The organism is Mycolicibacterium sp. XJ662, assembly GCF_053484035.1.
Genome location: NZ_JBEFTL010000003.1, coordinates 304,749 through 331,177, shown reverse-complemented (window position 1 = coordinate 331,177; position 26,429 = coordinate 304,749). Strand labels below are relative to the sequence as shown.

Annotated in this window: 30 protein-coding genes and 4 tRNA genes; 21 read left to right on the top strand and 13 right to left on the bottom strand. The window is 66.3% G+C overall.

Annotated features, from left to right (window positions below; genetic code table 11):
• Positions 1 to 118: 118 nt before the first annotated feature.
• From ABQE93_RS12520 to lmeA, 6 genes are all read right to left on the bottom strand, one after another.
• On the bottom strand, positions 119 to 439 hold the full coding sequence (locus ABQE93_RS12520; RefSeq protein ID WP_448407563.1) for a DUF732 domain-containing protein: 321 nt from the start codon (positions 437 to 439) through the stop codon (positions 119 to 121).
• Between the two features lie 116 nt (positions 440 to 555).
• Positions 556 to 858 carry a DUF1416 domain-containing protein gene (locus ABQE93_RS12515; protein WP_448407564.1) on the bottom strand — a complete coding sequence of 101 codons (303 nt, stop codon included), beginning with the start codon at positions 856 to 858 and terminating at the stop codon, positions 556 to 558.
• A gap of 1 nt (position 859) precedes the next feature.
• The gene (locus tag ABQE93_RS12510; RefSeq protein WP_448407566.1) at positions 860 to 1,693 is read right to left on the bottom strand and encodes a sulfurtransferase; all 834 of its coding nucleotides are present in this window, start codon (positions 1,691 to 1,693) and stop codon (positions 860 to 862) included.
• 35 nt (positions 1,694 to 1,728) lie between these two features.
• Entirely contained in the window at positions 1,729 to 2,205 is a 477-nt protein-coding gene (locus ABQE93_RS12505) for a DUF4395 domain-containing protein (RefSeq protein WP_448407567.1), read from the bottom strand.
• Positions 2,206 to 2,446: 241 nt separating this feature from the next.
• The gene (locus ABQE93_RS12500; protein WP_448407569.1) at positions 2,447 to 2,869 is read right to left on the bottom strand and encodes a thioredoxin family protein; all 423 of its coding nucleotides are present in this window, start codon (positions 2,867 to 2,869) and stop codon (positions 2,447 to 2,449) included.
• On the bottom strand, positions 2,866 to 3,663 hold the full coding sequence (gene lmeA / locus ABQE93_RS12495) for a mannan chain length control protein LmeA (RefSeq protein ID WP_448407570.1): 798 nt from the start codon (positions 3,661 to 3,663) through the stop codon (positions 2,866 to 2,868). Before lmeA ends, ABQE93_RS12500 begins: the two co-directional genes overlap by 4 nt.
• Positions 3,664 to 3,841: 178 nt before the next feature.
• Between lmeA and ABQE93_RS12490 the strand changes: the two genes are divergently transcribed.
• The 7 genes from ABQE93_RS12490 (at position 3,842) to pstB (ending at position 10,115) form a co-directional block, all read left to right on the top strand.
• Positions 3,842 to 4,627, top strand: coding sequence for a winged helix-turn-helix transcriptional regulator (locus tag ABQE93_RS12490; RefSeq protein ID WP_448407571.1), 786 nt, complete (start codon positions 3,842 to 3,844; stop codon positions 4,625 to 4,627).
• Positions 4,624 to 5,526, top strand: a complete 903-nt coding sequence (gene mshD, locus ABQE93_RS12485) for a mycothiol synthase (protein ID WP_448407573.1) — start codon at positions 4,624 to 4,626, stop codon at positions 5,524 to 5,526. The genes ABQE93_RS12490 and mshD overlap by 4 nt, the downstream gene beginning before the upstream one ends.
• A gap of 36 nt (positions 5,527 to 5,562) precedes the next feature.
• On the top strand, positions 5,563 to 5,949 hold the full coding sequence (locus tag ABQE93_RS12480) for a nuclear transport factor 2 family protein (protein WP_448407575.1): 387 nt from the start codon (positions 5,563 to 5,565) through the stop codon (positions 5,947 to 5,949).
• Positions 5,950 to 6,183: 234 nt separating this feature from the next.
• On the top strand, positions 6,184 to 7,317 hold the full coding sequence (gene pstS / locus ABQE93_RS12475; RefSeq protein ID WP_448407577.1) for a phosphate ABC transporter substrate-binding protein PstS: 1,134 nt from the start codon (positions 6,184 to 6,186) through the stop codon (positions 7,315 to 7,317).
• 46 nt (positions 7,318 to 7,363) lie between these two features.
• On the top strand, positions 7,364 to 8,407 hold the full coding sequence (gene pstC, locus ABQE93_RS12470; RefSeq protein WP_448407578.1) for a phosphate ABC transporter permease subunit PstC: 1,044 nt from the start codon (positions 7,364 to 7,366) through the stop codon (positions 8,405 to 8,407).
• The gene (pstA, locus tag ABQE93_RS12465; protein WP_448407579.1) at positions 8,404 to 9,330 is read left to right on the top strand and encodes a phosphate ABC transporter permease PstA; all 927 of its coding nucleotides are present in this window, start codon (positions 8,404 to 8,406) and stop codon (positions 9,328 to 9,330) included. Before pstC ends, pstA begins: the two co-directional genes overlap by 4 nt.
• Before the next feature lie 8 nt (positions 9,331 to 9,338).
• On the top strand, positions 9,339 to 10,115 hold the full coding sequence (gene pstB / locus ABQE93_RS12460) for a phosphate ABC transporter ATP-binding protein PstB (protein WP_448407580.1): 777 nt from the start codon (positions 9,339 to 9,341) through the stop codon (positions 10,113 to 10,115).
• Between the two features lie 92 nt (positions 10,116 to 10,207).
• Here the strand turns inward: pstB and phoU are convergent, their stop codons facing one another.
• The 4 genes from phoU to ABQE93_RS12440 all read right to left on the bottom strand — a co-directional run bounded on the left by phoU (position 10,208) and on the right by ABQE93_RS12440 (position 15,405).
• Complete coding sequence (gene phoU, locus ABQE93_RS12455) at positions 10,208 to 10,876, bottom strand: phosphate signaling complex protein PhoU (protein WP_448407582.1); 669 nt, start codon at positions 10,874 to 10,876, stop codon at positions 10,208 to 10,210.
• A 92-nt stretch (positions 10,877 to 10,968) separates the two neighbouring features.
• Entirely contained in the window at positions 10,969 to 13,047 is a 2,079-nt protein-coding gene (locus ABQE93_RS12450) for an LCP family protein (protein WP_448407583.1), read from the bottom strand.
• A gap of 199 nt (positions 13,048 to 13,246) precedes the next feature.
• Positions 13,247 to 14,380, bottom strand: coding sequence for a tRNA dihydrouridine synthase DusB (gene dusB, locus ABQE93_RS12445; RefSeq protein WP_448408034.1), 1,134 nt, complete (start codon positions 14,378 to 14,380; stop codon positions 13,247 to 13,249).
• A 26-nt stretch (positions 14,381 to 14,406) separates the two neighbouring features.
• The gene (locus tag ABQE93_RS12440) at positions 14,407 to 15,405 is read right to left on the bottom strand and encodes an acyl-ACP desaturase (RefSeq protein ID WP_448407584.1); all 999 of its coding nucleotides are present in this window, start codon (positions 15,403 to 15,405) and stop codon (positions 14,407 to 14,409) included.
• 198 nt (positions 15,406 to 15,603) lie between these two features.
• Between ABQE93_RS12440 and ABQE93_RS12435 the strand changes: the two genes are divergently transcribed.
• From ABQE93_RS12435 to ABQE93_RS12425, 3 genes are all read left to right on the top strand, one after another.
• Positions 15,604 to 16,056: a hypothetical protein gene (locus ABQE93_RS12435; protein ID WP_448407586.1), complete on the top strand. Its 453-nt coding sequence runs from the start codon at positions 15,604 to 15,606 to the stop codon at positions 16,054 to 16,056.
• Positions 16,057 to 16,180: 124 nt separating this feature from the next.
• Entirely contained in the window at positions 16,181 to 16,591 is a 411-nt protein-coding gene (locus ABQE93_RS12430) for a hypothetical protein (RefSeq protein ID WP_448407587.1), read from the top strand.
• Between the two features lie 89 nt (positions 16,592 to 16,680).
• Positions 16,681 to 17,109, top strand: a complete 429-nt coding sequence (locus ABQE93_RS12425; RefSeq protein WP_448407588.1) for a hypothetical protein — start codon at positions 16,681 to 16,683, stop codon at positions 17,107 to 17,109.
• 3 nt (positions 17,110 to 17,112) lie between these two features.
• On the opposite strand, the gene ABQE93_RS12420 is transcribed toward ABQE93_RS12425, so the two are convergent.
• Positions 17,113 to 17,697 (bottom strand): TetR/AcrR family transcriptional regulator, encoded by a 585-nt coding sequence (locus ABQE93_RS12420; protein ID WP_448407589.1) that lies wholly within the window; start codon positions 17,695 to 17,697, stop codon positions 17,113 to 17,115.
• Positions 17,698 to 17,754: 57 nt separating this feature from the next.
• On the opposite strand from ABQE93_RS12420, the gene ABQE93_RS12415 reads away from it, so the two are divergent.
• From ABQE93_RS12415 to nrdF, 5 genes are all read left to right on the top strand, one after another.
• Positions 17,755 to 18,777 carry an oxygenase MpaB family protein gene (locus tag ABQE93_RS12415; protein WP_448407590.1) on the top strand — a complete coding sequence of 341 codons (1,023 nt, stop codon included), beginning with the start codon at positions 17,755 to 17,757 and terminating at the stop codon, positions 18,775 to 18,777.
• A gap of 46 nt (positions 18,778 to 18,823) precedes the next feature.
• Positions 18,824 to 20,008, top strand: coding sequence for a serine/threonine-protein kinase (locus ABQE93_RS12410; protein WP_448407592.1), 1,185 nt, complete (start codon positions 18,824 to 18,826; stop codon positions 20,006 to 20,008).
• Positions 20,009 to 20,036: 28 nt separating this feature from the next.
• The gene (locus tag ABQE93_RS12405; RefSeq protein WP_448407593.1) at positions 20,037 to 20,216 is read left to right on the top strand and encodes a hypothetical protein; all 180 of its coding nucleotides are present in this window, start codon (positions 20,037 to 20,039) and stop codon (positions 20,214 to 20,216) included.
• Positions 20,213 to 21,427 (top strand): RtcB family protein, encoded by a 1,215-nt coding sequence (locus ABQE93_RS12400; protein ID WP_448407595.1) that lies wholly within the window; start codon positions 20,213 to 20,215, stop codon positions 21,425 to 21,427. The genes ABQE93_RS12405 and ABQE93_RS12400 overlap by 4 nt, the downstream gene beginning before the upstream one ends.
• A 175-nt stretch (positions 21,428 to 21,602) precedes the next feature.
• Positions 21,603 to 22,571, top strand: coding sequence for a class 1b ribonucleoside-diphosphate reductase subunit beta (gene nrdF, locus ABQE93_RS12395; RefSeq protein ID WP_448407597.1), 969 nt, complete (start codon positions 21,603 to 21,605; stop codon positions 22,569 to 22,571).
• A gap of 68 nt (positions 22,572 to 22,639) precedes the next feature.
• Here nrdF and ABQE93_RS12390 read toward each other — a convergent pair.
• Positions 22,640 to 22,712, bottom strand: a tRNA-Lys gene (locus ABQE93_RS12390).
• Positions 22,713 to 22,833: 121 nt separating this feature from the next.
• On the opposite strand from ABQE93_RS12390, the gene ABQE93_RS12385 reads away from it, so the two are divergent.
• The 3 genes from ABQE93_RS12385 to ABQE93_RS12375 all read left to right on the top strand — a co-directional run bounded on the left by ABQE93_RS12385 (position 22,834) and on the right by ABQE93_RS12375 (position 23,133).
• Positions 22,834 to 22,906: transfer RNA gene (locus ABQE93_RS12385), tRNA-Glu, on the top strand.
• Between the two features lie 35 nt (positions 22,907 to 22,941).
• Positions 22,942 to 23,018: transfer RNA gene (locus ABQE93_RS12380), tRNA-Asp, on the top strand.
• Positions 23,019 to 23,059: 41 nt separating this feature from the next.
• Positions 23,060 to 23,133: transfer RNA gene (locus ABQE93_RS12375), tRNA-Phe, on the top strand.
• A gap of 69 nt (positions 23,134 to 23,202) precedes the next feature.
• Here the strand turns inward: ABQE93_RS12375 and ABQE93_RS12370 are convergent.
• Positions 23,203 to 23,415 (bottom strand): hypothetical protein, encoded by a 213-nt coding sequence (locus ABQE93_RS12370; protein WP_448407599.1) that lies wholly within the window; start codon positions 23,413 to 23,415, stop codon positions 23,203 to 23,205.
• Between the two features lie 228 nt (positions 23,416 to 23,643).
• Here ABQE93_RS12370 and ABQE93_RS12365 point away from each other — a divergent pair, with 228 nt between their 5' ends.
• The 3 genes from ABQE93_RS12365 to ABQE93_RS12355 all read left to right on the top strand — a co-directional run bounded on the left by ABQE93_RS12365 (position 23,644) and on the right by ABQE93_RS12355 (position 26,421).
• Positions 23,644 to 24,315, top strand: coding sequence for a TetR/AcrR family transcriptional regulator (locus ABQE93_RS12365; protein WP_448407600.1), 672 nt, complete (start codon positions 23,644 to 23,646; stop codon positions 24,313 to 24,315).
• The gene (locus tag ABQE93_RS12360) at positions 24,312 to 25,583 is read left to right on the top strand and encodes an NADH:flavin oxidoreductase (protein WP_448407601.1); all 1,272 of its coding nucleotides are present in this window, start codon (positions 24,312 to 24,314) and stop codon (positions 25,581 to 25,583) included. The genes ABQE93_RS12365 and ABQE93_RS12360 overlap by 4 nt, the downstream gene beginning before the upstream one ends.
• 244 nt (positions 25,584 to 25,827) lie before the next feature.
• Positions 25,828 to 26,421, top strand: a complete 594-nt coding sequence (locus ABQE93_RS12355) for a TetR/AcrR family transcriptional regulator (protein WP_448407602.1) — start codon at positions 25,828 to 25,830, stop codon at positions 26,419 to 26,421.
• Positions 26,422 to 26,429 lie beyond the last annotated feature (8 nt).

Here is a 26,429-nt window from a genome sequence, read left to right as displayed (position 1 = left end):
CAGCCGGTACAGCGCGTAAAGAGCGAACCAGGTGATCACCACCACCGCTGCGACCAGCAGAATCTCGAAGAACAGCACCACGGCGTCGAGTTTAGTTGGCGGCCGTCGGTCTACCGAATCAGGGCAATTCGGACTCGTACTCCGGGCACAGGGTGCTGGTGGCGGCGTCGACGAAGACCCGCGCGAGGCTCTGGCTGCCACCGATGTTGGCGGCGACATCGGCGACCCGGTCGGAGTAACTGTCGCCGGCCGACCAACCCTGGCACACGCTGTGCCCGCCGCCGATGACGTTGTCGACCGCCGCGGGCGGGAACGACAAGCCGTTGTCGGCCAACGCGTCGAGGAATTCATCGTCGGCGTCCGCACCGGCCAGCGGCGCAGCGGCCAGGGCGAACAACGCCACCGCGGCGCCCACACCTGCCGCACGTGCAAACTTCATGAACGGTCCCTCCCCAAGGTCGGATCCCCCCGGCCTGCAGTGACGCAGGACTGACCCCATGGTGGACCGGGAGGGACGCCCTTCGCAGCGTTTCGCTGCGAAGAACGTGCCCGTGGTCAGGCGACCTTGACGTCGACCTCGTGGATGCCCGCGCCGGACGGCGCGATGCTGGCGTCGCCGTTACCGGCCGGCGACAGCGCCCGCACCGTCCAGGTGCCGGGTGCGGCGAAGAACCGGAAGTCACCGGTGGCCGAGGCGACGACCTCCGCGGTGAACTCGTCGGAGGCGTCCAGCAGGCGCACGAACGCGCCGCCGACGACCTGACCTGCGCCGTCCACGACGCGCCCGGTGATCACCGTTTCTTTCTCGAGATCAACGCTGGCGGGCAACGTCAGACCTTGCTTCGGTGCAGAGCACATATCAACTTCCCAACTCGATCGGGGCCCCCACCAGGGAGCCGTATTCCGTCCAACTGCCGTCGTAGTTCTTGACGTTCTTGTGTCCCAACAGTTCCTGCAGCACGAACCAGGTGTGCGACGAACGCTCACCGATCCGGCAGTAGGCGATGGTCTCCTTCTCCCCGTCGAGGCCCGCTTCGGCGTACAGCTTGGCCAGGTCCTCGTCGGACTTGAACGTGCCGTCGTCGTTGGCGGCCTTGCTCCACGGCACGTTGATGGCACCGGGGATGTGGCCCGGCCGCTGGCTCTGCTCCTGCGGCAGGTGCGCCGGGGCCAGGATCTTGCCCGAGAACTCGTCGGGGGAGCGCACGTCGACGAGGTTCTTGGTGCCGATGGCATCGATGACCTCATCGCGGAAGGCGCGGATGCTGTTGTCGGGGGCCTTTACGGTGTAGCTGGTCGACGGCCGGTTCGCGACGTCCTTGACGAGCGCACGGCCGTCGAGCTCCCACTTCTTGCGGCCGCCGTCAAGCAGCTTGACGTCCGCGTGGCCGTACAGCTTGAAGTACCAGTACGCGTAGGCGGCGAACCAGTTGTTGTTGCCGCCGTAGAGGACCACGGTGTCGTCGTTGGAGATGCCGCGTTCGCTCAGCAGCTTGGAGAACTGCTCGGCGTCGACGAAGTCGCGGCGCACCGGATCCTGCAGATCGGTCTTCCAGTCCAGCCGGACCGCGCCCTCGATGTGGCCGTCGTCGTAGGCGCTGGTGTCTTCGTCGACCTCCACCAACACGATGTTGGGGGTGTTGAGATTGCTCTGCACCCAGTCTGCGGTGACCAGGACGTCGGAGCGTGCCATGTATGAAATCCTTTCGGTTGCTTGGGCTTTGGACCCTATGCGGGTGATGTAACGCGCGGGTTCCTACGGAACCGTGCGACGAGCGGATAGAGCTGGCAGCCCAGGCAGATGCCGAAGGCTGCGTTGAGCAGCGCCGCCACCAGGGCGAGGCCGGTGGCGAGCAGGCCGAGCGCCGTGAGCCCGGTGGCGAACCCGACCGCGCCTGCCGTCGCGAACACCAGCCCGACCAGCTGCGCGAACTTCAGCGGCGGTACCGGTTCGCGTTCGGTGGCCGGGCCCAGCCGGGGGGCGATCAGGTGCGCGAACACACGGCCGTACGGGTGACGGCGCGGGCCGAGCGCGGCGCCGACGGCGAACACCGCGGCCTGTCCACCCAGTAGGAGCGCGGCGCCGAGTTCGCTGACCGCCGACAACAACAGGGCCATCACCAGCACGGCCGTGGTCACCCATGCGGTGAACCGGGGTCCGCGCACGTCCACGTCGGCGGTGGTGGGGCGGGGATCGGTCGACATCGAGTCACACTCCTGAGCGGTTGGGCTGGGCTGATTGCGAGCAAGCCGAAACGGCTGGCCCCGAGCGAGCGCGCGCTTAGAGTGCGCAGCTGCGCTCAGCAGCTACAACAACAACAGGAAGAACCCGCGACGCGGCACAGATCGACTGCGCGGCGCTTGGTGAGCATCGGCTCACGATGCGTGGCGAGCTGACGCTCGGTGCGGGCGGACACGCGGAAAAGCTTACCCAATGACATGGTGCTCAGGCCAACAGCGGTGCCAGCGCCGAGCGCAGGTCCGCCGCGGTGGGGACCCCCGTTGTGCGGTAGCGGGGCCGCCCGTCGGCATCGAAGATGATCGTCGTCGGCAGCGAGAGCACCGAAAGACGCTTGGCCGCTTCGGGATCGGCGTCCATGTCGATCTCGACGTGCGCAACCTGCGGCAACTCGGCGCACACCTGCTCGACCACTCGACGCACCCCCACGCACGGTCCGCACCATGGCGCGCTGAAGTGCAGCACCGTCGGCCCGGTGCTCGACAGACCGAGGCCGCTGGTGTCGATGTTGGCGGCTTCCTCACCGGCTTTGCGCAGTTGCTCGCGCAATGCCAGCAAACGGCTGATCACATAGGCTAGGCCGAACGCGGCCACCAGCACGGTGACCACCAACACCAACGAAGTGCTCATGACAACCTGAACTCGTCGAGCGCGATCGTTACTCCCTCGGCGATGCCCTCGATGATGATGTCTGAACCCCGCGCCCCCTGGGCCGTGGGCGTCAGCCCGAACGGCAGCGTCTGCCCCGGCACGCTGGCGGAGAACGCCTCCAGCACCGCGGCCTTCTTGTCGTCGGGCACCTCCTGGTCCGCGGTGCCCGGCCCGGTCAGCACGTCGGTGGCCGTCATCACCAATGTGGTCTGGTCCGGCCCGGCGACCTCGAGGTCCACCGCGATGCTCACCTTCTCGTGGTACCCAGCTGTGGCGGGGGTTCCGGTGAACACCACCCCCAGGTTGCTCGAGATGCCCGATTCGGTGGTTCCGCCGGTGGAGTCGTTGCTCTCTCGGGTCGGAGCCTCCACCAGCAGGTCGGTGATGCCCATGAACCGGCCGAGGTGGGTGGAGTCGATGATGATGCGGCTCTCGGCCTTGTCGACCGGCAGGCGCGCGTCGGGACCGATCAGCCACGACGCCTCGGCGACGTCGATGTCGTGCAGCGTGGCCTCCAGCGACGCCTTGCCGACGACGGCGTTGTCGACGCTGGCCGCGCGGATCTCGATCTCGTCGTAATGACGGTCGGCCGCCTGGGTGAGGAACGGGAACCCCAGGATCGCCGCCGACGGGTCGTGTTGCAGGTCCGCCGCCGTGCGCACGCTTCTGGCCAGGCGGTATTCGGCGTAGATGGCCGCGCCGAAATCCACCCCGACCGCGCCGACGACCACGACCGTCACGGTTGCCAGCACTCCGATCAGTAGCTTGCGCACCCGCACATTCTGGCCCACAGCGTCGGATCGACCGGTTCGGCGCGGCTAACCAGCAGGTGGCACGCTATCGTTAGATGACTAACGGCCGGGTAACGGCCACATGTCAGGTATGAATCTGGGAAGTCACCAGCGACACCGTTGTCATCGGCGAGGTCCCCAATGGCTGCTGGAGGGCCAGTTGGACTTACTGCTATTGACCGTCGACCCACGACCTGAGTCGGTGCTGCCGGCATTGGCGCTGCTGCCGCACACCGTGCGCACGGCCCCGACCGAGGTCTCATCGCTGCTCGAGGCCGGCAGCGCGGACGTGGCCATCGTCGACGCGCGCACCGACCTGGCCGCCGCCCGCGGGCTGTGTCGCCTCCTGGGCACCACCGGCACCTCGGTTCCCGTGGTGGCCGTCGTCAACGAGGGCGGGCTGGTGGCCGTCAACGTGGAATGGGGGCTCGACGAGATCCTGCTGCCGAGCACCGGACCCGCCGAGATCGACGCCCGGCTGCGGTTGCTCGTGGGCCGCCGCGGCGGAGTGTCCAACCAGGAGAACGTCGGCAAAATCACCCTCGGTGAACTGGCGATCGACGAGGGCACCTACACCGCGCGGTTGCGCGGCAAGCCGCTGGACCTGACCTACAAGGAGTTCGAGCTGTTGAAGTACCTGGCCCAGCATGCGGGCCGGGTGTTCACCCGCGCGCAACTGCTCCAGGAGGTGTGGGGCTATGACTTCTTCGGCGGCACCCGCACCGTCGACGTGCACGTGCGGCGGCTGCGGGCCAAGCTCGGCCCCGAATACGAGTCGCTGATCGGCACGGTGCGCAACGTCGGCTACAAGGCCGTGCGTCCCGCCCGCGCCCGCCAGTCGGCCCCGGCGTCCGAGCTGGCCGACGACGTCGACGACGAGCCGCCGCACGAAGCCATGCCCGACGCCGTGCCCGACTCGCTCGCCGACCCGATGCGCAGCCAGTGACGGCGTTCGAGTGGCGCACCAGCTTGTCCGCTGACGACCAGCGGACGATTCGCGAGCTGATCGATGTCGCCACCGCTGTAGACGGCGTCGCCCCGGTGGGCGATCAGGTGCTGCGGGAGCTGCCGCGCGAGCGCACCAGACATCTCGTCGCCGTCGAGGACGACGCCATCGTGGGCTACCTCAACCTGGCGCCCGAACCGCCCATGGCCGAGCTCGTCGTGCACCCGCAGGCCCGGCGCCGCGGCATCGGGTCGGCGCTGGCGCGTGCCGGCCTCGCCGAAGGCGGCCCGGACACCCGGATCTGGGCGCACGGCAACCTCGAGCCGGCCCGCGCCACCGCCGCCGCGCTGAACCTGGTGGTGGTGCGCGAACTGCTGCAGATGCGCCGCCCGCTCACCGATCTGCCGCCCGTCGCGGTTCCCGACGGGGTGCGCATCGCCACCTACTCCGAGCCCGATGACGACGCCGAGTTGCTGCGCGTGAACAACGCCGCGTTCGTTTGGCACCCCGAACAAGGCGGGTGGTCCGAAGCCGACCTCGCCGAGCGGCGCGCCGAACCGTGGTTCGACCCGGCTGGGCTGTTTCTGGCCTTCGACGAACAGACCGGTGCGTTGCTCGGCTTCCACTGGACGAAAGTCCATGCCGCGCCCGGCGGCGATATGCACGACGCCGATCTTGGCGAGGTGTACGTCGTCGGTGTCGACCCGGCCGCGCAGGGCCGCCGGCTCGGCGGGGTGCTCACCTTGGTCGGCCTGCATCACCTTGCCGACCGCTTGTCGAAGAGCGCACAACCGACGGTGATGCTGTACGTCGAAGGGGATAACTCCGCGGCCGTGCGGACGTACGAGAAGCTGGGGTTCGAGGTGTTCTCGGTCGACGCGGCATACTCCGCGGACTGACGTACGGCCCGATCCCGCGCCGAGGAAGGGACGAGGGTGAAACCCGAGGATGCCTTGGAGATCCGGAGGCTGCTCGCCGATTACGGCCACGTCGTCGACGATCATGACTGGGACCGAACCCATGAAGTATTTGCCGAGGACTTCGTTTTCGAGATGGGTGACGTCGGCCGACCGGACTTGCACGGCATCGCCGACATCGTCGAGAACTTCAAGGGCCGCAACATGTATGCACATGTCACCACGAACACCACGATGCGTGAGCACGAGGACGGCACGGTCAGCGCACACTCCAAGTTCATCGGGTTTCCAAACGATGGTCCACCGGTCACCGGCGACTATCACGACCTGATCGCGCGTACGCCGGCCGGTTGGCGCCTGAAACGCCGCCGCGCCGCGATTCGGCAACGAAAGTTCTTCGACTAAGCGGGAACTCGGAAGCGAATTCGCGCAACGCTGCTCGCCGCCCGTCAACTGTCTGTGACCTCTCTCTCAAAGGGCGGCTGCGGTGACGACCACCTCGGTGATTTCGCCCGACTATGTGGCCGACCAGTGACGAGCCGAACCTGTTCACCGTCCGTTTACCTTGCATCCGCGCGGCGTCCACCGGGGCCGCATACGTTGCCGGAGGACCAACCTCGTCGACCGAAAGTGGGATACGTGAAGCTTTTCAGCTTGGGCACTGGCGCGCCGCTCGGCAAGCTCTTGTCGGCGTCGGCGATCGCCGCGCTGACGCTGTCTGCGTGCGGCAGCGACAACAACCCCGGGACGACGCAGACCGGTGCCACGGGCACCGACGCCGCGTCGGAGCAGTGCGACGGCAAGGACCAGATCACGGGCGAGGGTTCGACGGCACAGCAGAACGCCGTAGCGGTGTTCAACCAGGCTTGGGGCCAGATGTGTGCGGGCAAGAACATGTCGTACAACCCGACCGGCTCAGGTGCCGGGCGCCAGCAGTTCATCGCGGGCCAGGTCGACTTCGCGGGTTCGGACTCCCCACTGTCCGACGAGCAGGTGCAGCCCGCCGCCCAGCGTTGCAACGGTAACCCGGCCTGGCACCTGCCGTTGGTGTTCGGGCCGGTCGCGATGGCCTACAACCTCGAGGGCGTCGACAGCTTGGTGCTCAACGCGGATCTGGTGGCCAAGATCTTCCAGGGCCAGATCACCAACTGGAACGACCCGGGGATCGCCGCGCTCAACGACGGCACCACGCTGCCCGACGCGCCGGTCACGCCGATCTACCGGTCGGACTCCTCGGGCACCACCGACAACTTCCAGAAGTACCTGGCCGCCGCGGCGCCGGAGAGCTGGACCAGGGGCGCCGGCAGCGAATTTCAGGGCGGCGCAGGTGAGGGCGCGCAGAAGTCGGCGGGCGTCGTGCAGGCCGTCCAGGCCACGCCCGGCTCGATCGGTTATGTCGAAAAGGGCTTCGCCGAACAGGGCGGCGTGCCGTTCGCGGCCATCGACAGCGGTGCCGGCGCGGTCGAACTGACCGACGAGTCCGCGGGTAAGGCGATCGACGCCGCCCAGTTCGCCTCGGCGGGTAACGATCTGGTGCTGGATCTGAACTCGCTGTACGGCACCACGGCACCCGGCGCCTACCCGCTGGTGCTGGCCACCTACGAGATCGTCTGCTCGGCGGGCTACGACGACGCCACCTCCGCAGCGGTCAAGTCCTTCATCACCGCTGCGGCGTCCGAGCAGGGTCAGTCCGACCTGCCCGCCGCGGGCTACGTTCCGCTGCCCGACCGGTTCAAGGAGCGGTTGCTGACGGCGGTGGACGCAATACAGTAGTTCGGCTGCAACCGATACTGGAGCGGCGAGTATGAGGACCAAATCGATGAGTGATGGGGTCGATGTGACAACGCCGAATCCGTCGGACGCAGGTTCCGGCGAGGCGATCGCCCAACCGTACGGCGAGCCACCCCCCATCTCCCTCGATCCGTCGCGTAACGCGAGGGTTCGACCGGGAGACCGGGTCTTCCGCGCGCTTGCGGAGGGCTCGGGGATCTTCATCGTCGTTCTCATCGCGGCGATCGGGTTCTTCCTGCTGTGGCGCGCGATCCCGGCACTGGCCCGCAACGAGGAGAACTTCTTCCTCTACGGCGGAAACTGGATCACCACCGACACGTCGGCGATGCACTTCGGCGTGCTGGACCTCTTGCAGGTGACGGTGTTCGTGTCGGTGTTCGCGCTGGTGCTCGCGATGCCCGTGGCGCTGGGGATCGCGATCTTTCTCACCCAGTACTCGCCGCGGCGGGTGGCCGGCCCGCTGGCCTACATGGTCGACCTGCTGGCCGCGGTGCCGTCGATCATCTACGGCGTGTGGGGCCTGTATGTGCTGGCCCCGGTGATCGCGCCGGTCGCACAGTGGCTCAACGAGAACCTCGGCTGGTTGTTCTTGTTCAAGACGGGCACCGCCTCGGTGGTCGGTGGCGGAACGATCTTCACCGCGGGCATCGTGCTCGCGGTGATGATCCTGCCGATCATCACCGCGGTCACCCGCGAGGTGTTCGTCCAGACCCCGCGCGGCCAGATCGAGGCCGCGCTGGCGCTGGGCGCCACCCGCTGGGAGGTGGTGCGCACCACGGTGCTGCCGTTCGGGATGTCGGGCTACATCAGCGGGGGCATGCTCGGCCTGGGTCGTGCATTGGGTGAGACGATCGCGCTGCTGATCATCCTGCGCGGCACCCAGGAAGCGTTCGGCTGGTCGCTGTTCGACGGCGGCTTCACGTTCGCCAGCCTGATCGCTTCTGCCGCTTCGGAATTCAACGACCAATTCAAGGCGGGCGCCTACATCTCGGCCGGTCTGGTCTTGTTCGTGCTGACGTTCGTAGTCAACTCGCTGGCCCGGGCCGCGGTCGCAGGAAAAGGTGCCAAGTGACAGCACAGACGACCACGACACTGGACCGCCCGGTCAAGGCGGTCACGTTTCAGGGTGTGAGCCTGCGCCGCAAAATCACCAACAACCTGGCGACGGTACTGGTGACGCTGTCGGTGCTGATTGCGTTGGTTCCGCTGCTGTGGGTGCTCTACTCGGTGGTGGTCAAGGGCTTCGGGGTCATCACCGATCTGGACTGGTGGTGGTACTCGCAGGCGGGTATGACGGCCTTTGCAGCCGGCGGCGGCGTGTACCACGCGATCGTGGGCACCCTGCTGCAGGGCCTGGTGTGCGCCGCGATCTCGATTCCGATCGGCATCTTCGTCGCCATCTATCTGGTCGAGTACGGCGGCGGCACGCGGATGGGCAAGCTCACCACGTTCATGGTGGACATCCTCACCGGCGTCCCCTCGATCGTGGCGGCGCTGTTCATCTACGCGCTATGGGTCGCCACGCTGGGGTTCGAGCGGTCCGGCCTTGCGGTGTCGCTTTCGCTTGTGCTGCTGATGATTCCGGTCATCGTGCGCGCCACCGAGGAGATGCTGCGCATCGTGCCGATGGACCTTCGGGAGGCCAGCTACGCGCTGGGTGTGCCGAAGTGGAAAACCATTGTGCGCATCGTCATCCCGACGGCGTTGTCGGGCATCGTCACCGGCATCATGTTGGCGCTGGCGCGGGTGATGGGGGAGACCGCGCCGCTGCTGATCCTCGTCGGCTACAGCCAGGCCATCAACTTCGACATGTTCAACGGGTTCATGGGTTCGCTGCCCGGCATGATGTACGACCAGACATCGGCGGGCGCCGGCGCCAACCCGGTGCCCACCGACCGGCTGTGGGGCGCCGCCCTGACGCTGATCCTGTTGATCGCCGTCCTCAACGTGGGAGCGCGGCTGCTGGCAAAGCTGTTCGCGCCCAAGAAAGTTTAGGAGCCCTGATGGCAAAACGGTTGGACCTCAAAGACGTCAACATCTACTACGGTGCCTTCCACGCTGTCGCCGACGTGTCGCTGGCCGTTCCGCCGCGTAACGTGACGGCGTTCATCGGCCCGTCGGGCTGCGGCAAGTCCACGGTGCTGCGCACCCTCAACCGGATGCACGAGGTGATCCCCGGCGCCCGCGTCGACGGTTCGGTGCTGCTCGACGGCGAGGACATCTACGGCGCCGGTGTCGACCCGGTCGGGGTGCGTAAAACCATCGGCATGGTGTTCCAGCGACCAAACCCGTTTCCCACCATGTCGATTCGTGACAACGTGGTGGCAGGCTTGAAGCTGCAGGGCGTGCGCAACAGGAAGGCCCTCGACGAGGTCGCCGAACGCTCGCTGCGGGGTGCGAACCTGTGGACCGAGGTCAAGGACCGGCTCGACAAGCCCGGCGGCGGGCTCTCCGGCGGTCAGCAGCAGCGGCTGTGCATTGCGCGCGCCATCGCCGTGCAACCCGACGTGCTGCTGATGGACGAACCGTGCTCGGCACTGGATCCGATCTCCACGCTGGCGATCGAGGAGCTGATCAACACGCTCAAACAAGAATTCACCATCGTGATCGTCACGCACAACATGCAGCAGGCCGCGCGGGTGAGCGATCAGACCGCGTTCTTCAACCTGGAGGCCACCGGTAAACCGGGCCGGCTGATCGAGGTCGACGACACCGAGAAGATCTTCTCCAACCCGAGCAAGAAGGCCACCGAGGACTACATCTCCGGCCGTTTCGGGTAGCGCCTTCGCGACCGTGCGGTTTCATCCGCCGCACCCGGTGTGTCGCGTATGAAACCGCACCGTCGAAGCCAGAACGCGCGGCCCGTGCTGGGTCAGCGGGACGCCGGCAGGCCTTCCTCGTCGGGGTGTTTACCGGTGACCTGGAAGATGACCCGGCGGGCCACCTCGACCGCGTGGTCGGCGAAGCGCTCGTAGAACCGGCCCAGCAGCGTCACGTCGACCGCGGCGGCCACACCGTGCTTCCATTCCTTGTCCATCAGCACGGTGAACAGGTGCCGGTGCAGGTCGTCCATCGCGTCGTCTTCTTCCTCGATCCGGGCGGCCTTCTCCGGATCACGGGTGATCAGCACCTCCTGGGCGCTGTTACCGAGTTCGACTGCGACCCTACCCATTTCGGCGAAATACCCATTGACCTCTTCGGGCAGCGCATGCTGGGGATGGCGACGCCGGGCGATCTTGGCGACGTGCAGGGCCAGCGCGCCCATCCGGTCCACGTCGGCGACGATCTGGATGGCGCCGACGATGGCGCGCAGATCACCGGCGACGGGCGCCTGCAGGGCCAGCAGCACGAACGCCGCTTCCTCGGCACGCCCACTCATCGCGGCGATCTGCTCGTGGTCGGTGATCACCTGCTCGGCCAGCACCAGATCGGCCTGCAGCAGGGCCTGGGTCGCGCGTTCCATCGCAGCGCCTGCCAGCCCGCACATCTCGCCGAGCTGCGCCGTCAAGGCATCGAGTTGCTCGTGGTACGCGGTTCGCATAGCAGTCAGCCTACGGGCTTTCCGTATCCGACGTCACGACGTGCGGGTGAACCAGAGGTGAACGCCACCTGGCAAAACGCTGGCCGCGGGGGCTATTCGCAGGTGGTGTCGGCGGCGTTGGTGACGGCCAGGTCCTCCGGCAGCGCGGTCGGCGTGCTGTCGGTCCCGCGGACCACATGGACCTGCACCACCGAACCGCTTGGCGACGGCGGGTTCACCGAGCCGAAGTCGGTGCCCAGCACCACCTGCACGGTGTCGCCCTTACCCATCACCCGCTCGATGGTCGGGTTGACGAACGCCGAAGCCACCGTCGCCGCGGCCTCCTCGTTACCGGGTGAGAAGAACACGGTCGTCTCGTCCAGCGGGCCCGGATAGTCGTTGGGCGTTGTGACGTTGAAGCCGTGGGTCTGCAGTGCTTCGGCCGCGCTGGCCGCCAGGCCGTTCTGACCGGTGGAGTTCGACACCTGCACGGTGATGTCCTGCGGGTTCGTGGTCACCGCGTCGATCAACTCGCTGGACTCGGTGGCGCCCTGACTCGGCGTCTGGCTCATCAGCGCGTTGTCGGAGGACGACTCCGGGGTGCCGGGGACCGGCGTGTTGTCGGCGTTGCGTTCCTCGGGCAGCGGCTCGTCGTTGATGATCGCGTCGAAGATCGCCCGGGTGTCCTCCTCGCGCAGGTGTTCGTTGCCCCACTCGTCCATGTAGCCGGTCGTGGGCACGGTCAGGAACGTGATCCGGCCCGCGGCGATGCCCTGGATCGACTGCCCAAGGGTGACGAGGTCCTTGGTGTCCATGTTGTCGACGTAGCTGTCGTTGATGAACATGTTGACCACGTTGTTGAGCTTGGACAGCGAGAAGAACACTTCCTTGGAGATCAGGGAACGCAGCAGCGACGACAAAAACCGTTGTTGGCGTTTGATGCGCCCGTAGTCACCGTTGTTCTCGGTGGTGATCTGGCGAGCGCGCACGTACTGCAGCGCGGTCTGGCCGTCGATGATCTGGCGGCCGGCGCGCGGCAGCACCGTGCCGACCTCGTAGTCCTCCAGTGGGGTGGTGCTGCACACCTCGACGCCGCCGAGCGCGTCGACCATCTTGGAGAAGCCGGTGAAATCCACTGCCATGAACCGGTTTATCGATAGACCAGAGATCTTCTGGATGACCTTCACCAGACACTTGGGCCCGCCGACGGCGTAGGCGGAGTTCAGCTTGTATTCGGTGTAGACCTTCTCGGCGCCGTACATCGGCGAGTCCGGATCGGTGATCGGGCCGTATTCGCGGGTGCGCGGATCCCACGGCTCGCATTGCATCGGTTCGATCTCGAGGTCGCGGGGAAACGACACTCCGACAACGCGTTCGCGGTTGGCCGGAATGTTCACCAGCATGATGGTGTCCGAACGTGCTCCGGCTGCATCTTCGGTGGTGCCCGCGCCTATCTCGCTGTTTTCGCCGATGCGGCTGTCGACACCGACGATCAGGAAGTTCTCGTCGCCGAACTGTGCGTTCGGGTCGAGGATGTCGCGGGAGTCCGGATCCAGCGCCGAAATCCGGTTGAGCATGTTGTTCTTCGAGGTCTGCCACTGCCACGCGCCGCCGGTGAGGACCAGCGCAAGCACCGCCATCAGCGCCGTAACCACGCGGCCCGCCACCACCGTGGAGCGCAGGCCCCTACGGCGGCTGCGGCGGTGCGGTTCGTCGTTGCCCCGTCGCCCGATGACGTGCGTCGGCGCCACCCGCCGGGTCGCGCGCAGCGCGGTCAGGTCCGGCACCTCCGAGGACGGCAGCGGCACCGCCGGAATGATCTCGGTGTCGTGCTCGTCGTCCCTCGGCTCGCCGGCCTCGACCGCGTCGATGATCTCGGTGGGCGGGGCCGCTTCCTCGGGTTCTTCCTCGGGTTCGGCACGGTGGCGGCGCAATCCCTCCGGTACGGCGGTGTCACCCTTCACCCGGGCGATCAGGTCGGCGACGGTGAGGCGGTCGGGGTGGCTGCCGGCGTCCTCCGAATCCGTCAGATCGCGGCGATCAGCGCGGCGTTTGCGCTCCCACGGCGCGGCGCCTGGCGATGGGCGGGCACTTCGGGTAAGCCATTGGTTGTCGTCGGTGGAGCGGTCCGGCCCCGACGGACCGGAGGGGCCAGGAGTGGCACCAGCACCTGGGCTGTCGCCGTCACTCATGTTCCCACCGGCCTCCGACTCTTAGTCGTCGCGCACACCAATGCGCATGGAACGTCCGCAGGGCCGCATGCCGTGTCACAGCACCTGCGTGGCTCCTCCTACGGGAGCCCATTACCGAACAAGATCCATATCGTACTGAGACATCCTGATAGTTGTGATGTCGGAGTCGTCTCAGTATCGAGACGACTCCGAGACAGCGTCAGCCGCCCGAGTGCATGACCTCGGCGCCCGCGGGGACCGTGCAGTCGTCCGGATCGGCCAGCCAGCCCTCGGGCAACGCCACCGATGCGGCCGAGCCCTGGCGGCCGCGGGGGCCCTGCGCCGCATCGGGGAACGGCACTGTCGCGTCGAGCTGACCGAGCAGTTCCTCGAGCTCCGCAACCGTCTTGACCAGCGCTAATGCGCGTCGCAGCTCGGCGCCGGCGGGGAACCCGTGCAGATACCAGGCGACGTGCTTGCGGATGTCGCGCATGCCTTTGTCCTCGCCGAAGTGGGCGGCCAGCAGCTGGCCGTGGCGCACCGCGATCTCGGCGACCTCACCGAGCGTCGGCGCGACGGGCAGCGGGTTTCCAGTGAACGCGGCCGACAGTTCGGCGAACAGCCAGGGCCGACCCAGACAACCACGGCCGATGACCACCCCGTCGCACCCCGTCGCCGCCATCATCGCCAGGGCATCGTCGGCTTCGAAGATGTCGCCGTTGCCCAGCACGGGAACGTCGTTGACGTGGGCTTTCAGTGCTGCGATGTGCTCCCAGTTCGCTTTTCCGGAGTACCGCTGGGCGGCTGTTCGGGCGTGCAGCGCGACGGCGGCTGCACCTTCCTCCGCGGCGATCCGCCCGGCATCGAGGTAGGTGTGATGTTCATCATCGATTCCGACGCGGAACTTCACCGTGACCGGGATGTCGGTGTTCTCCGTGGCCGCTACCGCAGCCGCGACGATCTGGCCGAACAGGCGGCGTTTGAACGGCAGCGCCGCACCGCCGCCGCGGCGCGTGACCTTGGGCACCGGACAACCGAAGTTCATGTCGATGTGGTCGGCCAGCCCCTCGTCGGCGATCATCTTGGCTGCGGCGAACGTGTACTGCGGGTCCACGGAGTACAGCTGCAGCGACCGCGGCGACTCATCGGCGCCGAACGTCACCATGTGCATGGTCGCCGGATGACGCTCGACGAGCGCGCGCGCGGTGACCATCTCGCATACGTACAGCCCGCTGACCGTGCCGACCCGGGCCAGTTCCAGCTCGCGGCACAACGTCCGGAAGGCGACGTTGGTCACCCCGGCCATCGGGGCCAGCACCACGGGGCTGCGTAGCGCGATCGGGCCGATCCGCAGCTGTGGGCGGGTTTGCGCTACAGCCGTCATGAAGAGCTGGAGGCGAGCACCTTCTTGGCGGTGAGCTTCTCGGCCTTGCGCGCCTCGCGCTCGAGCCGACGCTGCTTGGATTCCTCGAACTTCTGGGAGGCTTCCTCGAGCTCTTCAACGAGCACACCGAGGTCGTCGCGCATCCGCGCGGCCTCGCCGGTGAAGTCCTCGCGCTCGAAGATGCGCCACTTCTTGAGCACCGGCATCACCACATCATCGAGGTGGATGCGCGGGTCGTAGACACCGCCGACGGCGATGATGACGGCCTTGCGGCGGAATTCCGGCACCGTGTAGCCGGGCATTTTGAAGTTGCGCAGCACCCGGTGCAGGGAGTGCATCGCCTGGTCGGGCGCGATGTCGAAGCCGGCCTCCGAGACGTCGCGGTAGAAGATCATGTGCAGGTTCTCATCGGCGGAGACCCGCGCCAACAGCTGGTCAGCGACGGTCTCGTTGCACGCCTTACCGGTATTGCGGTGCGAGACGCGGGTCGCCAGCTCCTGGAACGTGACGTAGATGACCGAGTCGAACAGGCTCTCGGCGAACAGGTCGCCCTGTTGGTTCTGGCCGGGCGAGAAGCCGCGGGTGACCTGCTCCAGGCGCAGCTGTTCGAGCTGCACCGGATCGACCGAGCGGGTGACGACCAGGTAGTCGCGCAGCGCGATGCCGTGGCGGTTCTCCTCGGCCGTCCAGCGGTTCACCCACTGGCCCCAGGCGCCATCCATGCCGAAGTTCATCGCGATCTCACGGTGATACGAGGGCAGGTTGTCCTCGGTCAGGAGGTTCTGCACCATCGCCACCTGGGCGACCTCGGAGAGCTTCGACTCCTCGGGGTGCCAGTCCTTGCCGCCCAGCGCGTAGTAGTTCTTGCCGTCGGACCACGGGATGTAGTCGTGCGGGTTCCAGTCCTTCCGCATCGACAGATGCCGGTTGAGATTCTTCTCCACCACGGGCTCAAGTTCATGCAGCAGGTGGAGGTCAGTCAGGTTCTCGTGCATGGCGCCTCCAGTTATCTGTACCTGTTAGTAGCACTCAGAGTATCTGTGTACCCCGGTGACATTCAAGTAACGCCACGCGCTTGTCACATCTGCATCACAAGGCTCTTTTGTAGGCGGTACCATGCCTTGTTAATGCGTGGCGAGCAAACAGTTTGCGCTCGATTCAGCACACGCGACGACGCGGAGGTTCCCGGAGTAGTGAAGATCGTCAGGATTGTCGCGAGCGTGGTCGCCGCAACGTCGGTGGCCGCCAGCGCCCTACTCGCCGGGGCTCCAGCGGCGGAGGCCGCTCCCGATGTCACCAACCGCACCTATCAGGACGCCAAACGGATAATCCAGCGCTCAGGTGGCAAAGCCGTGGTGGCGACGCGGACCGGTACCGGGTTGTCCGAGTCCAGGTGCTTGGTGACCAATGCGTGGGATGCGGCGGTTCGCCGCCCCAACCGCCGCGGCATCCCGAGGGCGAACCGGGAAGTGCATGTGGCGCTGAACTGCAACGGCGAGCTGGCGGGGCCGGGCTCGCCAGGAAACTCGGCGGCCAGCCCCGCCGGGCGTGCAGCAAAGAAAGAGCAGGAAGCCAAGGCTGCCAAGGCCGCGCGAGACAGGGCGGCGAGGCAAGCCGCCGCGGCCCGCCAGCAGCAAGGGCAATAACAGCGTCTAACCGACGTATTGGCTGATAGACGGCCCGCTGGGGTGGCGGCCGAGGCCTGCTCGCCATAGGATTTCCGATATATGACTTCGGCGATTTTCGCCTGGAAGTTGGAGGTCGGAAGACATGAACAAGCTCATGGTTTTCGGGACCGGATCCGTGTTCGCGGCGGCCATCTTGGCGGGCGCGGGCATCGCAAGCGCCGACGACGACCCCGATGTGGTGGGCAAGAAATACTCGGATGCGACCAAGGAGATCAAGAGCAGCGGGGGCACCGCCGTGGTCGCCTCCAGGGTGGGTGACCGCCTGTCGCAGAGCGGCTGCATCGTCACCAACGCCTGGGATGCGTCCTTCGTGCGCAACGGGCGCTCGGACCGCGGCGAGGTCATGGTGTCGTTGAACTGCAACGGCGACTATGCAACGGCGACTAACCCGGGCACCTCGATACAGCATCCGCTGGGCCGGGAGGCCAAGGCCGCGGCCGACGCCAAAGCCCAGAAGGCCGCCGCCGCCAGATCGGCCGCGCAGAACGAGTAACCGCTGAGCGTTACGTAAACGCAACGGAATTCACACTCGCTTTATCCGAGCGTTCTACCGCGTTCATGTCGCCGGGCGAATGTGGCGGTATGAGGACCAAACGTATGGTGGGTGTGGGTGCTGCGGCCTGCGCGGTGGGAACGCTTGCGCTGCTCGGAACACCCACTGCGGCAGCAGATTACGTCGGGCAGAGCTACGCCGACGCATCCGATGCGATGGATGAGGCCGGTCTGGATCCGATCATCGCCACGCGTGTCGGCGACCAGTTGGAGCAGGACGACTGCATCGTCACCGCCGCATGGGCACCGTCGTTCCTCCGTGGTGTCGGAGACGACTTCGAGCACTCCGATGGCGAGATGATGGTGGCGTTGAACTGCGCCGGCGCGTACGCATCGGAGACGAATCCCGGTGCATCGGTGCAACATCCGTTGGGCCGGGCAGCCAAGTCCGATGCCGAGAAAGAAGCCGCCGACACCGAAGAGCAGGAACTCGCGGCGGTCGTCACGCCCGACGAGTAGCGGTCAGTAGCTCGGTACCCGGCCGACCAGCATGCCGACGCAGTAGTCGATGAACTGTTCGCGGGTCGCGGTCAGCCGACCGTCGAGGTACGCGGTGAAAAGCGCGGTGAGCGCACCGATCAGCCCGGTGGCGACCATGGCCGCCAGCGCGGGTTCGGTGATACGGGTGAGCTTTTGCTGCAGCAGCTCGATGAAGTTCGGCATCCATTCGGCGCCGGAGCGGACCAGCACCGGCTCCACCTCCGGTGCCAGCAGCAGCACGCGCCCGCCCGCCGGATCGTCGACCATCAACTCGACGAAGCGCTCGACGGCCTCGCGAGGTGTCTCGGCCGTCGTCAGCGTGGACATCGCCCGTGCGCACACGTCGTCGTAGACCGCACGGACGAACTCGTCACGATCGGCGAAGCTCTCGTAGAAGTAGCGTTCGGTCAGCCCAGCGGCCCGGCAGACCGCGCGCACGGTGAGCGCCGGGCCGTCCTCGCTGCCCAGCAGAGCCGCCCCGGCGGAGATGAGTTCGTCGCGGCGCAGCGCTTGACGGTCCCGCAGCGGAACGCCGGACCATCGACCGCGTCGTTGACCCGAGGCCACATCCCTCCTAAGCTCGTCGATGACAACGTCTGTAGTCAGAATTTACCCTCTGGCTGGATGGGAAGCTCTTCAGTGACTCAAGATACGTCCGATGCACGCCCGGTGACCAGCGAGTCATCAGAGCTGGCGGCTGGCTGCCCGGTGACCAGCGGGGGATATGACTCCCTGCCGGAGCCGCTGGGGCCCGATTCGCTGACGTGGAAGTACTTCGGTCAGTGGACCGGCATGCTGCAGGGCCCCTGGGCGGGTTCGATGCAGAACATGCATCCGCAGCTGGGCGCGGCCGTCGAACAGCACTCGATCTTCTTCCGGGAGCGGATGCCGCGGCTGTTTCGGTCGGTCTACCCGATCGGCGGTGTCGTCTTCGACGGCGACCGCGCCCCGCGCACCGGGGCGCAGGTGCGCGACTACCACATCGGCATCAAGGGCGTCGACGACCAGGGGCGCCGCTACAACGCGCTCAACCCCGACGTCTTCTACTGGGCGCACGCCACGTTCTTCAAGTCGGTGCTGTTATCCGCCGAATGGGTCGGTGGCGGACTCACCGAAGACCAGAGGCGGCAACTGTTCGACGAGCACGTCGAGTGGTACCGGATGTACGGGATGAGCATGCGGCCGGTCCCCAAGACCTGGGAGGAATTCCAGGAGTACTGGGACCACATGTGCCACAACGTGCTGGAAAACAACTGGGCCGCAAGAGAAGTCATGGACCTCTCCACGATGCCCAAACATCCTTCGCTGGAGTGGGTGCCGGACTGGGCGTGGCGGCTCAACCTGAAGGTCATGCAGCGGGTCCTGACGTTCTTCGCCGTTGGACTGTATGACCCGCCGGTGCGCGAGTTGATGGGCTACAGCTGGTCGCCGCGTCAAGCGTGGCTGCACCGGCAGTTCGGCAACATGGTCTACCGGATCACCAGGCTGCTGCCCAAGCGCGTGATGATGCATCCGCGTAAACGCTCGGCGTGGGACCGCGCACACGGCCGGTTGCCCGCCGATTCGCCGCTGGTGGAGACGCCGGCGCGTAACCTGCCGCCGGTCGAGTACCGAGACAACCCGCACTACTACAGCCCCAAGGTCTGACCTCCCGAAGGTTTGCGTCACGCGCCGGATGGCTAGCTTTACCGGTATGCAGGCGCCAGAAGTCCTTGGCGGCCGGTACGAACTGCGCAGCGTCCTGGGTCGGGGCGGCATGTCCGAAGTGCACGACGGTTGGGACACCCGCCTCGACCGGCCGGTGGCCATCAAGCTGCTGCACCCGGTGTTCCTGGCCGACCCGGTCAACCGCGGACGCTTCGAGTACGAGGCGCGGGCAGCCGCGGCGCTGAGCCATCCGCACATCGTCGCCGTGCACGACAGCGGTGAGCAGGACGGCACCCCCTACATCGTGATGGAGCGGCTATCGGGGCACACCCTGGCCGACATGATCGCCCGCGGACCGCTTCCCCAGCCGCAGGTGCAGTCGATCCTCGACGACGTGTTGTCGGCCCTGACCGCGGCGCATGCCGCGGGGATCGTGCACCGCGACATCAAACCGGCCAACATCCTGTTCACCGATTCCGGCCACACCAAGGTCGCCGACTTCGGCATCGCGAAGAGCGCCGCCACCCCCGACACGGTGACCGGTCAAATCGTGGGCACGATGGCCTACCTGAGCCCGCAGCGGATCAACGGTGCGCCCGCGACGGCGTCCGACGACCTCTACGCGCTCGGCGTCGTCGGCTACGAGGCGTTGACCGGCCGCAGGGCCTTCCCGCAGGAAAACCTCGCGGAGTTGGCGCGCGCCATCGCCGACAGCGAGCCGGTACCGCTGGCGGCGCTGCGCCCGGACGTGCAACCCGTGTTGGCGGCGGTCGTGGAGCGGGCGATGGCGCCTGACCCGAGCTGGCGATTCACCAGCGCACCGTCGATGCGGGCGGGCCTGGCCGGCCGGTTCGAGCCGCCCGCGGGACAGCGTCCGCCCACCAAGGTCCTGGCCGCGCCGTTGCCCCCGCCGACCACGATGGCGGTGCGCCCGCCCGCTGCGCGAAACCGCACCGGCCTACTTCTCGGGGTGGCCGCGGCGCTGGTCGCCGTGGTGGTCACGTTGGCGGCGGTGATCGCCGAGTCGGCGTCGCGCCCGCCGGCGCCGACCCCGGCCAGCACCAGCACGACGGTGCCCACGCCGACGCCGACGTCGTCGCTGGTGCCGCCACCGCCTGCGCCTACGCCGGCGCAGGTCGAGCAGGGGCCGCCACCGTGGAGCAACGGCGGCGAGAAGGGTAAAGGCCCGAAGGGGCCGAAGGGACCGAAAGGCCCGAGGGGCGGCGACTGAGCACTTCGGTGTAAATCGGTAGACTGGTATGAACATCAGCGGTGAAGCCAAAATCTGGCTCGTCGAGCACATTTCGGGTTCGATTCCGGCCGCAGTGACGCGCTTCGCCAAGGTCTGGCGCGAAGTCGCCGGAGGCGACGATCACATCCGCGACATCGACCGCATGGCGCTACGCCGAACAAGCAGTAGCACCAGGAGGATTTCATGACAGCGATGGTTACCGACCGGCTCGTCAGCTTCGCCAGCGAAGTGGATGACCAGACCATCGAGCAGGCCAAGCAGACGGCCTCGATGCCGTTCGTCTACCCGCACGTCGCGCTGATGCCCGATGCGCACTTCGGCAAGGGCAGCAGCGTCGGCACGGTCATCCCGACCGACGGCGCGGTGATCCCCGCCGCCGTCGGCGTCGACATCGGCTGCGGGATGATCGCTGCGCGCACCACGTTTGACGCCAAGCGTATCGCCGGGCTGAGCCTGGCCATGTTGCGAAGCTCGCTTGAGTCGGCGATTCCGATGAGCGCCGGCAATTACAACCGCCGCCTCGGCCGGTACAAGTTCACGCAGCAGCGCATCAGCGAGCTCGAGGAGAAGGCTCGGCGCGAGGACGTCGACCTGTCGCACTCGCCGAAGTGGCGTGAGCAGCTCGGCAGCCTCGGCGGCGGCAACCACTTCATCGAACTGTGCCTCGACGATTCTGATCAGGTGTGGCTCTTCCTGCACAGCGGCTCGCGTGGCGTCGGAAACCGGATCGCCCAGAAGCACATTCGCAAGGCGCAGGAGATCTGCGCGAAACACTCTGTCGCGCTGCCGCATCGTGACTTGGCGTATCTGACCGAGGGCACCGCAGCGTTCGACGAGTACATCCGCGAGTTGCGCTGGGCGCAGCACTTCGCGCTGTTGAACCGCGGCGAGATGATGGACCGGTTCGCTCAGGCCTTCGCCCGCTGGACCCGCAACGACATCGCCGGCGCCGCTGACCCGATGGCGCGGTGGTACGCCGACTTCGAGGTCGAGCGCATCAACACCCACCACAACTACACCCAGCGCGAGGTCCACGGGGGCCGCGAGGTCTGGCTGACCCGCAAGGGCGCCATCGACGCCCACGAGGGTGTGCGCGGCCTGATCCCGGGCTCGATGGGCACCCGGTCGTACGTCGTGACCGGCAAGGGCAACCCCGACGCGCTGTGCAGCGCACCCCACGGCGCTGGCCGGCGCTACTCGCGTACCAAGGCGCGCAAGCTGTTCACCGCCGCCGACCTCGACAAGCGGATGAAGGGCATCGAGTACCGGCCCGGCGCCGACTGGGTCGACGAGATCCCCGACGCCTACAAGCCGATCGACGTGGTGATGCGAGACGCCGAGTCGATGGTGACCATCGACGCCGAACTTCGCCAGATCCTCAACGTCAAGGGCAAATAGTCAGGCGGTCAGGAAATCCAAAGAAAACCAGCGGATTTCGGACGTTTAGCCCCTTAGGACAGAACAGCAGACACGGCCACGATCTGCCGACGACGCCGCGGGGGAGCGGATACAGTTGGACGCGGCGCGGGCTCGGGGCGGCGCCATCGCTTCGTGTGGGGTAGGAGGAAATGTATTGAGCACCAAAGTGATTGACCGCGTTCGCGCTGTCAACTGGAACGATATCCAGGATGAGGGTGACCTTCACGTCTGGAACCGGGTCACCACCAACTTCTGGCTGCCCGAGAAGATTCCGCTGTCCAACGATGTTCCGGCGTGGAACACGCTGACGCCGAACGAGCAGCAGGTGGTCATCCGCGTGTTCACCGGGCTGACGCTGCTCGACACCATTCAGGGCACCGTCGGCGATGTCGAGATGATCGAGGACGCGGTCACCCCGCACGAAGAGGCGGTGCTGGGCAACTTCATCTTCATGGAGGCCGTGCACGCCAAGAGCTACAGCTCGATCTTTTCAACCCTGTGCTCCACCAAGGAGATCGACGAGGCGTTTCGCTGGTCGGAAGAGAACCCGCACCTACAGCGCAAGGCCCAGCTCCTCGTCGAGTACTACCGGGGCGACGACCCGCTCAAGAAGAAGATCGTCTCGGTCATGCTGGAGAGCTTTCTCTTCTATTCCGGGTTCTACCTGCCGCTGTACTGGGCGGCGCGGGCGAAGCTGACCAACACCGCCGACATCATCCGGCTCATCATCCGCGACGAGGCGGTGCACGGCTATTACATCGGCTACAAGTTCAAGCGCGCCCTCGAACACGAATCGCCCGAGCGTCGCGCGGAACTGCACGAGTACGCCTATTCGCTGCTGATGGATCTCTACGACAACGAGGTCGACTACGCCCAGGATCTCTACGACGAGATGGGCGTCACCGAGGCCGTAAAGGCGTTCATGCGCTACAACGCGAACAAGGCACTGCGCAACCTCGGCTACGATCCGCTGTTCCCGGCCGACGAGTGCGAGGTCGCGCCCGAGATCATGGCCCAACTCGACCCCGGCAGCCTCGAAACGCATGACTTCTTCTCGGGCAGCGGCAGCGCGTACGTCATCGGCCGCATCGAGGAAACCGGGGACGACGACTGGAGCTGGTGACTGACCGTCGACGGGGTACGACGAGGGCCGAGTGCCGCCCGTCATCTGCGACAAGTGCCCTGACTAAGTGCCCCCACTAGGACTCGAACCTAGGACCTGCGGATTAAAAGTCCGTAGCTCTACCAACTGAGCTATAGGGGCGCGAGCAACAGGATACTGGGTACCTGATGCCCCGCTCGTTTGAGGATTCGGGTGCAGGTAACCTAAGCTATCGAGGCTCCCAACGACATGGCGTTGTGAGTACCCCGGAGAGATTCGGCTGGCCCCCTTCGTCTAGCGGCCTAGGACGCCGCCCTTTCAAGGCGGTAGCGCGGGTTCGAATCCCGTAGGGGGTACACGCGACGTACGTACGATGGGAGTCGCACAGTTTGGCCCTGTGGCGCAGTTGGTTAGCGCGCCGCCCTGTCACGGCGGAGGTCGCGGGTTCGAGTCCCGTCAGGGTCGCCAGAACGGCGGGCATATCGGTTTTTCGCCGACCGGTGCCATCCGGCCAGGTAGCTCAGTTGGTACGAGCGTCCGCCTGAAAAGCGGAAGGTCGCCGGTTCGATCCCGGCCCTGGCCACTCAAAGTTTGTGCAGTTCAGACGACTTCATTCTCAACCTTGCCGCCAGTCCAGCCGATCCGCGCCGTACTAATCGCCTCGGTGCTTCTGAACGAGCTTGCGGACCTCGGCGTCGTTGGGCGTGATACCGATGCCCTTCATCTGCTTCTTGACCTCGTCGATGGCGTCCGACTCGGTGCCGCCCAAGGGGATCTGGATCCCCGCCGAGAATTGCTTCTCAAGGTCACGTTGCAGCTTGGCCATGCCGGCCTTGCTGGGGACGAACTTCCCGGAACTACTCACCTGATGTCTCCTTGCTTCAGCCCCGCGGGCCAGTCCGCAGTCGGTATCCGAAGTAAGTCCAACATGCTCCACCGACAAGCTCCTCGGCCGTCCTGACCTGTTCCCTGTGTCCGGTAAACCGGGAGCAGCTCACCGTCGTAACCGAACATTCCTGAGGCAGAGAAAAGATCTGACGCGTCTCGCTTCTTTAGTAATGGGAATGGTTGTCAAGCGATGGAGAGCTCATCGATGAGTGCCGCGCGGGGCGTGCAGCATCAATCGATGATTCAATCACTGATTGATTCTGGTGCCAATCGGTGCTTTGATGGCCCAGTGGCACACGTTGATTCAACTACCAGGGATCGGCTGCTGGCAGTGGCGGAGCGGTTACTGCTGGAGTTGGGATATGACGAGGTTTCGGTCCGCGCGGTCTGCACCGCCGCGAACGTCAATCCGGCCGCGGTGCACTACCATTTCGGCTCGAAGGTGGGGCTGGTTTCGGCGTTACTGGAGGCTCGGCTAGGACCGCTGTGGCAAGTGAGCTTGGCCGACCGCGCAGACGCCGACCAGTTGACCGTCACCGAAGCGGTTCGGATCGTTGTCGACCCTCTGGCAGAACTGGCCGCCGACCCGGCAGGACGGCTCTACTTGAACCTGTTGGCGCGGCTGCTGTTGGCGCGCCGAGAGCTAAGTTGGACACAACGGTGGTTCTCCATCTCACCGTGGGCACAACTGTTGCAACGCAATGTGGCCGACCTGACCATTGATGAGGCGAAGCACCGCTGGATGCTCGCCTTCGACCTCATCTTTCTGCAGTTGGGCGACCCCCTCGCCGGTGATCGCAGATTATCGAGCCGACAGGTGGACACGCTGTGCGCCGTGGTCTCGGCGGGGTTGTCGGCGCCGGCGGTTACCCGATGACCGGCCAGGTAGTTGATGCGCTGGCGCCCGCGACACTCGGGCCGGTCAGGCTGCGGAACCGGGTGATCAAGGCGGCGACGTTCGAGGCGCGCAGCCCCCGCGGGGCGGTCACCGATGACTTGATCGCCTACCACCAGGCACCGGCAGCTGGTGGCGTGGGCATGACCACCTTGGCGTACTGCGCGATCTCCCCCGAGGGCCGAACCGAGCGCGACCAGATCCTGATGCGACCGGACGTCATTCCGGAGTTGACCCGGCTGACCGAGGTCGTGCACGCCGAGGGTGCCAAGGTGTGTGCGCAGTTGGGCCACGCGGGACCCGTCGCCAACGCGGCCTCCAACGGTGCTGCCGCGGTATCGCCAAGCCGGATGTTCAGCCCGCTGGCAATGCGGGCCACCCAGCGTCCCGATACCGCAGAGCTTTCACGGATAATCACCGACCATGCCCGAGCAGCGGCGGTGGCCGTCGAGGCCGGCTTCGACGCGGTTGAGTTACATTTCGCCCATAACTACCTGGTCAGCGCGTTCCTCAGCCCATTGCTCAACCGACGCAGGGACGACTACGGCGGAAATCTGACCAACCGCGCCCGGCTGGCCCGACAGATCGCGATCGCGGTGCGAGAGGCGGTGGGAGACCGAGTTGCGGTGATAGCCAAGCTCAGCATGGACGATGGCGTCGCCGGTGGACTGCGCGTCGAGGACAGTTTGCAAGTCGCCCGGTGGCTCCAGGACGACGGTGCGCTCGACGCCCTGGAGCTGACCGTGGGCAGCTCACTACTCAATCCGATGTTCTACTTCCGCGGCGATGCACCACGCGACGAGTTCGCTCGTGCCTTCCGACCGCCCTTGAGCTGGGCGTTGCGTACCGCGGGACGGCCCTTCCTGCGGCGATACCCATATCACGAAGCCTATCTGCTCGACCACGCCCGCCAATTCCGCCGGGAGCTGTCGATACCGTTGATCCTGCTCGGCGGCATCACCACCAAAGCGACCATGGACTTGGCAATGCGCGAAGGCTTCGAATTCGTCGCCATGGCGCGTGCTCTGCTGCGAGACCCCCAGCTAATCAACCGAATTCGACAGAATTCCGACGTCGCCTCGCTATGCACTCATTGCAACAAGTGCATGGTGACCATCTTCAAGCGGACCAACTGCGTGCTCACCACGGAGCCGGCCGTAGGGGCAGGTGCCGTTGCGCGGTCCGCTGGCGTTATTCGGGACCGGGAGGGCGTCGGCGGGAGTAGCAAGGCTCTACCTCCGGTGAGTTGAGACAGACGACATCGCACTGCACCTGAGGCAAGATGCGAGCCGTCCACTTCTTTAGAAGCGAGACGAGATTCGCGTCGCCATGCGTTAGTGAAGCATCGTTGCACTAAGGGGTGCCCCGCCCGGTTGACTATGCGAAACGCCAGGACCTCCGCGCATCCTGACCAGCACAGAGACAGGTCTCTCGGCTTTAAAACCGCCTGAAAAGCGGAAGGTCGCCGGTTCGATCCCGGCCCTGGCCACCAGAATGAGTAGCGTGACGACGGCCGATTTCCGGCAGCGATTGCTCGACGCCCTCGAAGAGTGCATCGCCGACGTGGGATATCCCAAGACCACCGTGGCCGACATCGTGCGCCGCGCTAGGACATCGCGGCGCACGTTCTATGAGCATTTCGAGAGCCGCGACGCCTGCTTCGTCGCGCTGTTGACGGAGGCCAACGCCGACCAGGTGGCCCAGATCGCGGCCGCGGTAGACCCCGGCGCCCCGTGGCGCACCCAGGTGCGCCAGGCCGTAGAGGCCTGGATCGCCTCCGGGGAGTCCCGGGCCGCGCTGACGCTGAGCTGGATACGCGACGTGCCCTCGCTCGGCACCGCTGCCCGCGCCCTGCAGCGCGAAGCGATGGAGAACTTCATCGCGATGGTTCACACTCTGGGCGACACCGGTGAGTTCCGCGCCGCGGGCATCGGACCCGTGTCGCGGCAGCGGATCATCATGCTGCTGGGTGGGCTGCGCGAGCTGGTCGCCATCACCGTGGAGGAGGGCGGTCGGATGACCGACATCGCCGACGAGGCCGTCCAGGCGTCGATCGCGCTTCTCGCCCCGGCTGCGCAGACCGACTGAGCCGAATG

Bases quoted from the DNA above. Each gene is read 5' to 3' on its own strand.
- ABQE93_RS12520 (WP_448407563.1), bottom strand. From the start codon at position 439: ATGAAGTTTGCACGTGCGGCAGGTGTGGGCGCCGCGGTGGCGTTGTTC.
- ABQE93_RS12515 (WP_448407564.1), bottom strand. From the start codon at position 858: ATGTGCTCTGCACCGAAGCAAGGTCTGACGTTGCCCGCCAGCGTTGAT.
- ABQE93_RS12510 (WP_448407566.1), bottom strand. From the start codon at position 1,693: ATGGCACGCTCCGACGTCCTGGTCACCGCAGACTGGGTGCAGAGCAAT.
- ABQE93_RS12505 (WP_448407567.1), bottom strand. From the start codon at position 2,205: ATGTCGACCGATCCCCGCCCCACCACCGCCGACGTGGACGTGCGCGGA.
- ABQE93_RS12500 (WP_448407569.1), bottom strand. From the start codon at position 2,869: ATGAGCACTTCGTTGGTGTTGGTGGTCACCGTGCTGGTGGCCGCGTTC.
- pstC (WP_448407578.1), top strand. From the start codon at position 7,364: ATGAGTGATGGGGTCGATGTGACAACGCCGAATCCGTCGGACGCAGGT.
- pstB (WP_448407580.1), top strand. From the start codon at position 9,339: ATGGCAAAACGGTTGGACCTCAAAGACGTCAACATCTACTACGGTGCC.
- phoU (WP_448407582.1), bottom strand. From the start codon at position 10,876: ATGCGAACCGCGTACCACGAGCAACTCGATGCCTTGACGGCGCAGCTC.
- ABQE93_RS12450 (WP_448407583.1), bottom strand. From the start codon at position 13,047: ATGAGTGACGGCGACAGCCCAGGTGCTGGTGCCACTCCTGGCCCCTCC.
- ABQE93_RS12440 (WP_448407584.1), bottom strand. From the start codon at position 15,405: ATGCACGAGAACCTGACTGACCTCCACCTGCTGCATGAACTTGAGCCC.
- ABQE93_RS12430 (WP_448407587.1), top strand. From the start codon at position 16,181: ATGAACAAGCTCATGGTTTTCGGGACCGGATCCGTGTTCGCGGCGGCC.
- ABQE93_RS12425 (WP_448407588.1), top strand. From the start codon at position 16,681: ATGAGGACCAAACGTATGGTGGGTGTGGGTGCTGCGGCCTGCGCGGTG.
- ABQE93_RS12415 (WP_448407590.1), top strand. From the start codon at position 17,755: ATGGGAAGCTCTTCAGTGACTCAAGATACGTCCGATGCACGCCCGGTG.
- ABQE93_RS12410 (WP_448407592.1), top strand. From the start codon at position 18,824: ATGCAGGCGCCAGAAGTCCTTGGCGGCCGGTACGAACTGCGCAGCGTC.
- ABQE93_RS12405 (WP_448407593.1), top strand. From the start codon at position 20,037: ATGAACATCAGCGGTGAAGCCAAAATCTGGCTCGTCGAGCACATTTCG.
- ABQE93_RS12400 (WP_448407595.1), top strand. From the start codon at position 20,213: ATGACAGCGATGGTTACCGACCGGCTCGTCAGCTTCGCCAGCGAAGTG.
- ABQE93_RS12365 (WP_448407600.1), top strand. From the start codon at position 23,644: ATGAGTGCCGCGCGGGGCGTGCAGCATCAATCGATGATTCAATCACTG.
- ABQE93_RS12360 (WP_448407601.1), top strand. From the start codon at position 24,312: ATGACCGGCCAGGTAGTTGATGCGCTGGCGCCCGCGACACTCGGGCCG.
- ABQE93_RS12355 (WP_448407602.1), top strand. From the start codon at position 25,828: ATGAGTAGCGTGACGACGGCCGATTTCCGGCAGCGATTGCTCGACGCC.